Source organism: Nocardia sp. NPDC059236 (assembly GCF_042754085.1).
Taxonomy (GTDB): Bacteria; Actinomycetota; Actinomycetes; order Mycobacteriales; family Mycobacteriaceae; genus Nocardia.
In genome coordinates this window covers 23,922-31,870 of record NZ_JBHZAF010000041.1, presented here as the reverse complement: position 1 = coordinate 31,870, position 7,949 = coordinate 23,922, and the positions used below count along the sequence as shown (strand labels likewise).

Genomic DNA, 7,949 nt, shown 5'->3' with positions numbered 1-7,949 from the left:
TGCAGTGCCGACGGCCGCGCGCTACCAGAGATGATCTGTGCCCGTTGGTCTTCGAGGTCGCCGCGTGGCCGATTCGAACCGCGCGCCATGCGGCAGAATAGTGCGTTCATCAGATTGCGCGGGGCATCGCTCAATTACCCAGTAAGTTCGAGCGGACTCGCTGCAAGCGCGCGCTCCGTCGACACTGCGTGGTGGTCGGTTATCGGGTGTGGAGCCCGTCGAGCACGAGTGTGATCAGCTGGTTCGCGGAGCCGCGCGGTTGAGCGCGGCGGACCGCTCTCGCGGTTCCGATGAGCAGATCGAGCACGTCGGTGCCGTCGACGTCCGCTCTTACCGTCCCTGCCTTTTTCGCCTGTGCGAGAACGTCTTCGAACGATCGATTGAACTCGTCGTATAACTGGTCGGGTATCGCGAGTGCGGATCTGGTGCCGTGGTCGAGGGCTTCGCACAGCGCCTGGTTGTGCGCGATCTCGCCGACCAGGTAGGCGAAATAGCCATCGAATGCCCCGCCTGCCGCGGTGTCGTCGGCGGCCAGTGTGCGTGCTCGTTCGGTGAACTCCTGGACACGGCCGACCACGATCGATTCGAACAGTGCGGTGCGAGTGGGGAAATGCCGGTACACGGTGCCGACACCAACCCCGGCGCGGCGCGCGATCTCGTCGAAAGAGACCGAGCCGCCCTCGGCCGCCAGTATCTCGCGGGCGACGGCCAATACCTGGTCACGGTTGCGGCGAGCGTCCGCGCGCAACGGTTTGCTGGTCGGTTCGGCCTGGCCACTCATCGGTCGATGGTAACTCCGATCTTGCGAAACGGAGAACTCTCTCCGTATGCTCCCTAACCGGAGATAGTTCTCCGGTTTTATGACTTCGTTTTGGGGAGGACAGCGATGGACCAGGTTGTATTCGTCACTGGCGCGACCGGACAGCAGGGAGGAGCGGTCGCATCCCGGCTGCTCGCTGACGGCTGGCGAGTGCGCGCGTTGACTCGCCGTCCCGACAGAATCGAAGCTCGACGTTTGGCCGACGCCGGCGTGGAGGTCGTGGCGGGCTCGTTGGAGGATCTCGCAACGATTGATCGCTGCGTCGAGGGCGCCTACGGCGTATATAGCGTGCACCCCGGACCGCTGTCTCCGGAGCAGGACGAGGTTAAGGCAGGCAAGGCGATCACCGATGCGGCCGTGAAACATGGAGTGCGGCATTTGGTTTACAGCTCGGGTCTGGGTGCCGATCGCGGTGGCCAGTCGGCCAAATGGGAGATCGAGCAGTACATCGCCGCGTCAGGTATCTCGGCCACAGTGTTGCGACCGAGTTCGTTCATGGAGAACCTGATCACGCAGTCGGCCACCGTCGGGATTCGCGACGGTGCGCTGCGGACCGCTGCGGCTCCCCATGTACGTCAGCAGTTCATCGCGCTCGATGACATCGGCGCTTTCACCGCACTGGCGTTGCGGAACCCGGACAACTATCAAGGCCGGACGCTGGAGCTGGTCGGTGACGTCTTGACGCCTCCCGAGGTCGCCGCCCATGCCAGTGCCGTCGTCGGCAGGGAAGTTCCCTATATCCAACGCTCGATCGAGGAACTACGCAGTATCAACGAAGGGTTCGCCCGCGCCTACGAGTTGTTCAACAGTGGGGACGGCAGTGTTCCCTATGTCGACATCGATGAACTGCGTTCGCTGCACCCAGGATTGCTGAGTATGCGGAACTGGCTGCAACGCCGTGGAGCGGAACTGATCCAACCACTGCTCGATCCGCGACCCTGACCGCAGCCCGAAATGACCTCATCGGGTTGATCTTCCGCTGCCAGGCGATGGCCGAAGGCTCTTACATGCGCGCACAACGCTGTGAGAACAACGGGTAGCGATCGAACGCACTGAACATAGCGCGCACTGCCGGCGGCTGTATGGCGCTCTGCCCGTTGATTTTCCGATCCCCCGCGCTGGCCGGTTCGGTCAGCGCGGTATGCGGCAATTCAGCGGGTTGACCACCTGGAAGCGACGGTGGCCCTGTGCCTAATCATTAGTTGGTGTCAGGCGGGCCAGTGAGGCAGAAGGGATGGCCCGACGGATCGATGAGTACCCGCCAGCGGTCGGGGGCGGGCTGGAAGTCCGGCTTGGTTGCGCCGCAGTCGATGGCCGCCTGCTCTGCGGCATCGAGATCGGTGACGAACAGATCGAGGTGCATTTGCTTGGGGACCTCATTGCCCGGCCAATCCGGTGGCCTGTGGCCGGCCACGTGCTCGATCGTCAACGTCACCTTCGAGCCCTGTAGCACGACCAATTCGTCTGATTCGTAACGCAAGTCGAAATCCAGCAGGGCGCGGTAGAACTGCGCGAGGCCGCGTGGATCACGGCTGTCGAGTGCGATCGCACCGAATCTGGCTATAGAGGCCATAGCTCCCCCGAGACTTCTGGGCCCCCGCCTCTCGCAAGGGGCCGCGCCACCACCATGAATATCACAGGCCAACACCGGCCTGAGTTGATGGCTTGCGCCACATGGCTTCTCGATTCGGCATCGCGTGATTCGCTACGCGTGTGCTGTGAACTCGTTCCGATCTCTGTCACCGCCTCTCGGCTGGGCTCGCGCTTGCCGTCGTGTTCGTCGTGAGCGCGGATGAGGGTCTACCGGCACTGTCGCGGAGTGGGGAACGAGCGCCTCGTCTGTGAAAAGCACCGGGCATAGGCCGTTTGGTAGGCCCGGTGATCTATGTCGATGATTTGGTGGTGGTGACGCACCGACCGTTGTCCGAGGGGTCGCCGATGCCGGGGTATCTGTTCGTCGAGACCGTGCGTCACGTCCTGACCGCGGCCGATCTAAGCGTTGCCGAAGGCGCGGCAGGTCGGGTGGGCGGTTCGCCGGGCCGCCCACGCCCTGCGCAACGAGCTGGCCCCTGATTTCGTGTTCTCTGCGATTACCGGCCGCAGTGTCGCGCACTTTCATCAGCATGTGTTCATCCGCCCCGGAGGTGCCCCGGATACGGTGTCCTGGTTCAACATCGACTCCTGGAACGACCGACCACGCATCGAGGAATCTGCCCTGGCCACGCTCTGTGCACGCCTCGCCACACACTTCGTTCCGGGCAACGAGGCAAAGTAGTCCCACGGCGATGAAGGGCGGCGCTTAAGTATGCTCTTCTCGGCATTGCCGTGCAGTGCCGACGGCCGCGCGCTACCAGAGATGATCTGTGCCCGTTGGTCTTCGAGGTCGCTGCGTGGCCGATTCGACCCGCGCGCCATGCGGCAGTTGAGTGCGTTCGGGTGACAGACGCGCGTCGGCCTATTTCATATCCCGCGCTGCGGATGAATCCGGTCGAATCGGCAAACCGATCTACCTCAGCCGGGCTGGCGGTCCATTGCGTCGCGCAGTGTGCTGCGCGGGCATGGCGGCGGCCTGTACCGGGAAGGTGGTCTCCGTGCCGAGTTCGATCGTCACCGCGCTGCGCTCAGCTGATTGCCGGAAGCCTCGGTTCAGAACTTGCCGGTGTGGTGTTCGATTCGGTGCCCGAGTCGGCCGGCGAATTCGGTGATGAAGTCCTCGGTGAGGGGCGGCCAACCCCAGAAGTCGAAGGCGAGGCTGCCTAGGGCGAAGTTGTCTGCCCATTGCCAGGTGGTGATGGGGCTCGGTGTGGTGCAGGAGGGGCAGATTGCTGCGCCGGTGCCTGTTTGTTTCCAAGCGTTGATGGCGTCCGAGAACGGCTGCCATACAGCGGGATCGGCTTCCCATTGCTGCGGGTAGTCGATGATCACGGTGGTGTCCCGACAGCGTGGGCATACCGCGGAGGACGGTTCGATGCCGCCCTGTCCGGCGTAGTGGTCGTGGCGTCCGACGATGACGGCAACGGGGCCGGGGATCCAGTCGGCGCCCCATTCCTGGGTGATCTGCGGCCAGTCGGGGCCTGGCACATAGCCTTCGTCGACCTGGAGGCTGTACATCGCGTCGCGCGAAGTCTCCCGAAGCAGCCATCGCCGCGACACCATCCAGTCCACCATGTGCTCGGCCAACATGCTCGCGTCCGCCGAGGTCACATCGAGGTCGACGATTCGTTCGAAATAGTCACCCACACTTGCATCCTGCCACCAGGGACCGACGCCCATACCCGAGCCAGCCGACGGTGGAGGCGCACTGTCGGTCCCTGGCGGAAGCTGACGCGCTGACGAGACCGATCCGCCGATCTTGTGTAGGCAGCGAGCGCAGGTGACCTCCGCACGGGTCGGTTCCAGCGCAGTCGAGGACCACCCGACGACCCGGTGTGACACAACAGCTCTGGTACTTCCTCGCCCTCGACCCATTGACCGAGGCTGACCGAGTGCACAGTGCGCCGGACCGCACGACCGCGTGCATACCCGGGTCGCCGAACACCGCCCGGGCGGCAGAGGCGAGGGGCGCGATATCGGTCATGCGCCCCAAAGGCTTCTCGATTGCCTCGGCGTCGAGGTTGGCCCTGCCGACCCGATATTGGCGAGTTGGGAGTCGTCGTCATCGCATGCCCCGCACCTTCCGGACCGCCGCGGGCGCGGAATGAGCCGCACAACCGCGACATCGGGCAAGAACGGTGCGGCATCGGGCGCTGCGGCCGTGCACAGTCTGGACACCGAGGTCGGCGACCTCACCGCCCTCGTGCTGAAAACCGGTGCGACACAGATGTTCGGTCTGAGCTCGGGTGGGCTGATCGCCCTCGCGACAGCGCTCAGAGCGCCACAGATCCGTCAACTCGCAATCTACGAACCGGCGCTGGCCGTCGACGGTGGACAACTGCTCATCTGGATGGGACGAACCGAGCGCTACCTCGATGCCAACCGCCCCTCCGCAGCACTGGCAACTCTGTTCAGCGAAACCGCCGACCGCGACGTCGTCGCTGCGGAACTACACCAGTTCCTCACTGAATGACCACTCGGACCCACACGCTCTTCGGCAAAGTAGCGCACTGCCCTGCGGCTTTGGATGACCTCTGCCCGTCGATCTTTGGGGCCATTGATCGCCGTTCCGCAGCGGGCGACTCGCGGCATGAGCTTGCGTTGGTCGCGCCTTCTCACAATTCATGATTTTCTGAATACAGATTCTGCTGTACTATCATGGTGTGGATACCCTGCTGCATCGCGATGCGCTGGCCCGCTTCGGGCACGCCTTGTCGGACCCCACTCGCACCCAGATCTTGTTGAGCCTGCGCCGGGCGCCGGCGTATCCGTCCGATCTGGCCGAGCAGATCGGGGTGTCGCGTCAGATTCTGTCGAATCACCTTGCGTGCCTGCGGGGTTGCGGGCTGGTGGTGGCGGTGCCGGAAGGGCGGCGCTCGCGATATGAGCTGGCCGACGCTCGGATCGGGCGGGCTCTCGATGATCTGACGGGGCTGGTGCTGGCCGTCGATCCGACGTGCTGCCCGGACTCGGGCTCCGAGGGGTGCTGCTGATGTCGCAGTCGCTGGGAATGCCGTCGCTGCCTGCGGCGGTGGCGGTGGGGCCCGCGTCGCAGCGGCGGGCGTTGCTGGCGCGTCGTATTCGCTGGTTCGTGGCCGCGACGATCACCTACAACGTCGTCGAGGCGATCATCGCGCTGAGTGAAGGCGCGCGAGTGTCGTCGACGGCGTTGATCGGGTTCGGGTTGGACTCGGTGATCGAGGTGTCTTCTGCTGCTGCGGTCGCGTGGCAGTTCGCCGGCCGCGATCCGGAGAAGCGGGAGAGGGTGGCGCTGCGGGTCATCGCGTTCTCGTTCTTCGCCCTGGCTGCCTACGTCAGCGTCGACGCGATCAGCGGCTTGCTCGGGGTCGGTGCGGCGGAGCATTCCCCGATCGGCATCATCTTGGCAGCGGTGAGCCTGGCGGTGATGCCGGTGCTGTCGTGGGCCCAGCGCCGCGCCGGGCGTGAACTCGGATCCGCTGCTGCGGTGGCCGATTCCAAGCAGACGCTGCTGTGCACCTACCTGTCGGCGGTGCTGTTGGTGGGGCTGCTGCTCAACAGCCTGTTCGGGTGGTCGTGGGCCGACCCGATCGCCGCACTCGTCATCGCCGGTATCGCGGTGAAGGAAGGCATCAACGCCTGGCGTGGCGATACCTGCTGCCCATCACCGGCCGCGTTCACCACGAACCCCGGCACCGCCGCGCACGACTGCGCTTGCTGCGACGACTGAGCCGCAATCTGCCAGGCCGAGCCGATGAACATCACCGCCGCAATAGGATTCGTCGTCGGCCGGTACCTGGTCGCGGGCAATGCGCAGCATCTCCTCGGACAGGTCGACCTTTCGACGGCCAGTGTTGCCCGTTCGGGCGGCGCGGGAAGCGGCACGAGCGGGTATCGACCGCTCGGTTGGCTTGTGGACTCATTCGGTTGTCGGTCCAGCTGATCGTCCCGATCAGCGAGACGACCACCAGTCGGGACGTGGGTTCGGCCGTTACGGTCCGGCAATGACCAGCGAACGGCACGCAGTTATCGCCCTGCTTCACAGGTTGCCGATGCGCTCGACCGGCGGGACTGGGCGGGCCTCGACGGCGTGTTCGCGCCCGATGTGAAGGCGGACTATGCGGGGGCCGAAATAGTCGACGGCCGGGACAATCTCGTCACGATGATTCGTGGATACCTCGACAAATGTGGTCCCACACAGCATTTGATGGGCCACGAGCAAGCTGTTGTTGACGGCGAGCGTGCCACGATGTCGGCGAAGATGCGGGTCCACCACATCGGTGCGAATCGACCGGATCTCATGTTCGAAGTGTTCGGTTGGTACCACGCCGAGGCTGCCTGCACCTCGGACGGGTGGCGGATCGTGGGCTGGCGGCAAGAGGTCACCCATGAGGTCGGGACCCACGAGGTGTTCGGCCGCGCCTAGGCGGCACTCGGACAGGTCAGGGCGTGACGGGGTCGAAGCGCAGGTGTAGTTCGCGAGGTGCGCCGACGCTGATGCCGACCGACCGCTGCACTTCGGTGCCGGGGGCGAGGCGGAAGCCGGTGAGGCGGTTCAGGAGGCGGGTGATGCCGATGTCGAGCTGCATGCGGGCGAAGTGGCGGCCGACGCAACGATGGATGCCGATGCCGAAGGCCAAGTGCGGGTTGCGGTTACGGTCCAAGTCGAGTTGGTCCGGGTTGTCGAAGCGGTCGCTGTCGCGGTTGCCCGAACGCCAGTGCACTGCGACGCGGTCGCCCTTGGCATCGGGACGCCGAGCAGGTCGTTGTCCTCCATGACGAGCCTGCCCATGACGCTCACGGTCGAGGTGTAGCGCAGCAGCTCGTCCAGATCGCGTGTGGACCAATCGGGTTCACGCAGGCGCGCTTCCAGGCCGGGTATCTCGGTCAGGAACTCGGCGATGTAGGCGAGTGCGCCGCGGGTGGTGTCGAGCCCTCCCAGCAGCAGCACGGTGACCACGCCGAGCCGTTCCTCCATGGTGAGCGGTCGGCCACCGGCGACGGTGGCATCGACGATGGACTGCAGCAGATCCGCGCGCGGCGCGGCCTCGCGTTCGGCCATGAGCTCGGCGGCCAATTCCGCGACGGCGGCGAAACTTTCGGGCGTGTTCTGCACCGACACCTGGGTGACGGCATCGACCGCGCGCGCCAGCCGCTCCTGGTTGTCGTCGTCGAGCACGATCTTCGCCAGCGCGCCCGCGGTGAACGGGATCGCGAACTCGCTGACGAACTCGACCTCCCCGCGGTCGGCGAACTGGTCGATGAGTTCGTCGGCGAGCTGCTGCACCACCGGCGCGTATCGTTGCAACGCCGACCGCGAGAACGGACCGTTGAGGAACGCCCGGAAGTCGTGATGCAGCGGCGGATCCACGTCTATGGGCGGCAAAGCGACTGGCACAGAAGTCAATCCGGGCATGGACGAACTGAAGATATCCGGATGCGCGGCCACGGTGACAAGGTCTTCGTACCGTGTCACCACATGCATTCCACCACCGAATCCCGAATGCACGACCGGACATTGCCCACGCGCCCAGGTGAGCTGATCGTCCAGCCGCGC

9 protein-coding genes and 2 pseudogenes are annotated in these 7,949 nt (G+C 65.0%); 6 read left to right on the top strand and 5 right to left on the bottom strand.

The window, feature by feature from the left end; translation table 11 throughout:
• Positions 1–199 precede the first annotated feature (199 nt).
• On the bottom strand, positions 200–781 hold the full coding sequence (locus ACFXIV_RS46560; protein WP_379404332.1) for a TetR/AcrR family transcriptional regulator: 582 nt from the start codon (positions 779–781) through the stop codon (positions 200–202).
• A gap of 105 nt (positions 782–886) precedes the next feature.
• On the opposite strand from ACFXIV_RS46560, the gene ACFXIV_RS46555 reads away from it, so the two are divergent.
• A complete protein-coding gene (locus tag ACFXIV_RS46555; protein ID WP_379404330.1) occupies positions 887–1,762 on the top strand; it encodes an NmrA/HSCARG family protein in 876 nt (291 codons plus the stop codon).
• 256 nt (positions 1,763–2,018) lie between these two features.
• On the opposite strand, the gene ACFXIV_RS46550 is transcribed toward ACFXIV_RS46555, so the two are convergent.
• Positions 2,019–2,393: a VOC family protein gene (locus ACFXIV_RS46550; RefSeq protein ID WP_379404328.1), complete on the bottom strand. Its 375-nt coding sequence runs from the start codon at positions 2,391–2,393 to the stop codon at positions 2,019–2,021.
• 426 nt (positions 2,394–2,819) lie between these two features.
• Between ACFXIV_RS46550 and ACFXIV_RS46545 the strand changes: the two genes are divergently transcribed.
• On the top strand, positions 2,820–3,095 hold the full coding sequence (locus ACFXIV_RS46545) for a hypothetical protein (RefSeq protein ID WP_379404327.1): 276 nt from the start codon (positions 2,820–2,822) through the stop codon (positions 3,093–3,095).
• A gap of 371 nt (positions 3,096–3,466) precedes the next feature.
• Here ACFXIV_RS46545 and ACFXIV_RS46540 read toward each other — a convergent pair whose 3' ends face one another.
• Positions 3,467–4,093, bottom strand: a complete 627-nt coding sequence (locus ACFXIV_RS46540; protein ID WP_379421479.1) for a hypothetical protein — start codon at positions 4,091–4,093, stop codon at positions 3,467–3,469.
• A gap of 424 nt (positions 4,094–4,517) precedes the next feature.
• On the opposite strand from ACFXIV_RS46540, the gene ACFXIV_RS46535 reads away from it, so the two are divergent.
• From ACFXIV_RS46535 to ACFXIV_RS46520, 4 genes and pseudogenes are all read left to right on the top strand, one after another.
• Positions 4,518–4,886: a hypothetical protein gene (locus tag ACFXIV_RS46535; RefSeq protein WP_379404323.1), complete on the top strand. Its 369-nt coding sequence runs from the start codon at positions 4,518–4,520 to the stop codon at positions 4,884–4,886.
• A 190-nt stretch (positions 4,887–5,076) separates the two neighbouring features.
• Entirely contained in the window at positions 5,077–5,406 is a 330-nt protein-coding gene (locus tag ACFXIV_RS46530; protein WP_379404322.1) for an ArsR/SmtB family transcription factor, read from the top strand.
• Positions 5,406–6,122 (top strand): cation transporter, encoded by a 717-nt coding sequence (locus tag ACFXIV_RS46525; RefSeq protein ID WP_379404320.1) that lies wholly within the window; start codon positions 5,406–5,408, stop codon positions 6,120–6,122. The genes ACFXIV_RS46530 and ACFXIV_RS46525 overlap by 1 nt, the downstream gene beginning before the upstream one ends.
• A gap of 324 nt (positions 6,123–6,446) precedes the next feature.
• Positions 6,447–6,818: pseudogene (locus ACFXIV_RS46520) on the top strand (nuclear transport factor 2 family protein); the annotation flags it as partial.
• 16 nt (positions 6,819–6,834) lie between these two features.
• Here the strand turns inward: ACFXIV_RS46520 and ACFXIV_RS46515 are convergent.
• Both ACFXIV_RS46515 and ACFXIV_RS46510 read right to left on the bottom strand, forming a co-directional pair.
• Complete coding sequence (locus ACFXIV_RS46515) at positions 6,835–6,981, bottom strand: hypothetical protein (RefSeq protein WP_379404338.1); 147 nt, start codon at positions 6,979–6,981, stop codon at positions 6,835–6,837.
• A gap of 15 nt (positions 6,982–6,996) precedes the next feature.
• A pseudogene (locus ACFXIV_RS46510) lies at positions 6,997–7,116 on the bottom strand (cytochrome P450); the annotation flags it as partial.
• Positions 7,117–7,949 lie beyond the last annotated feature (833 nt).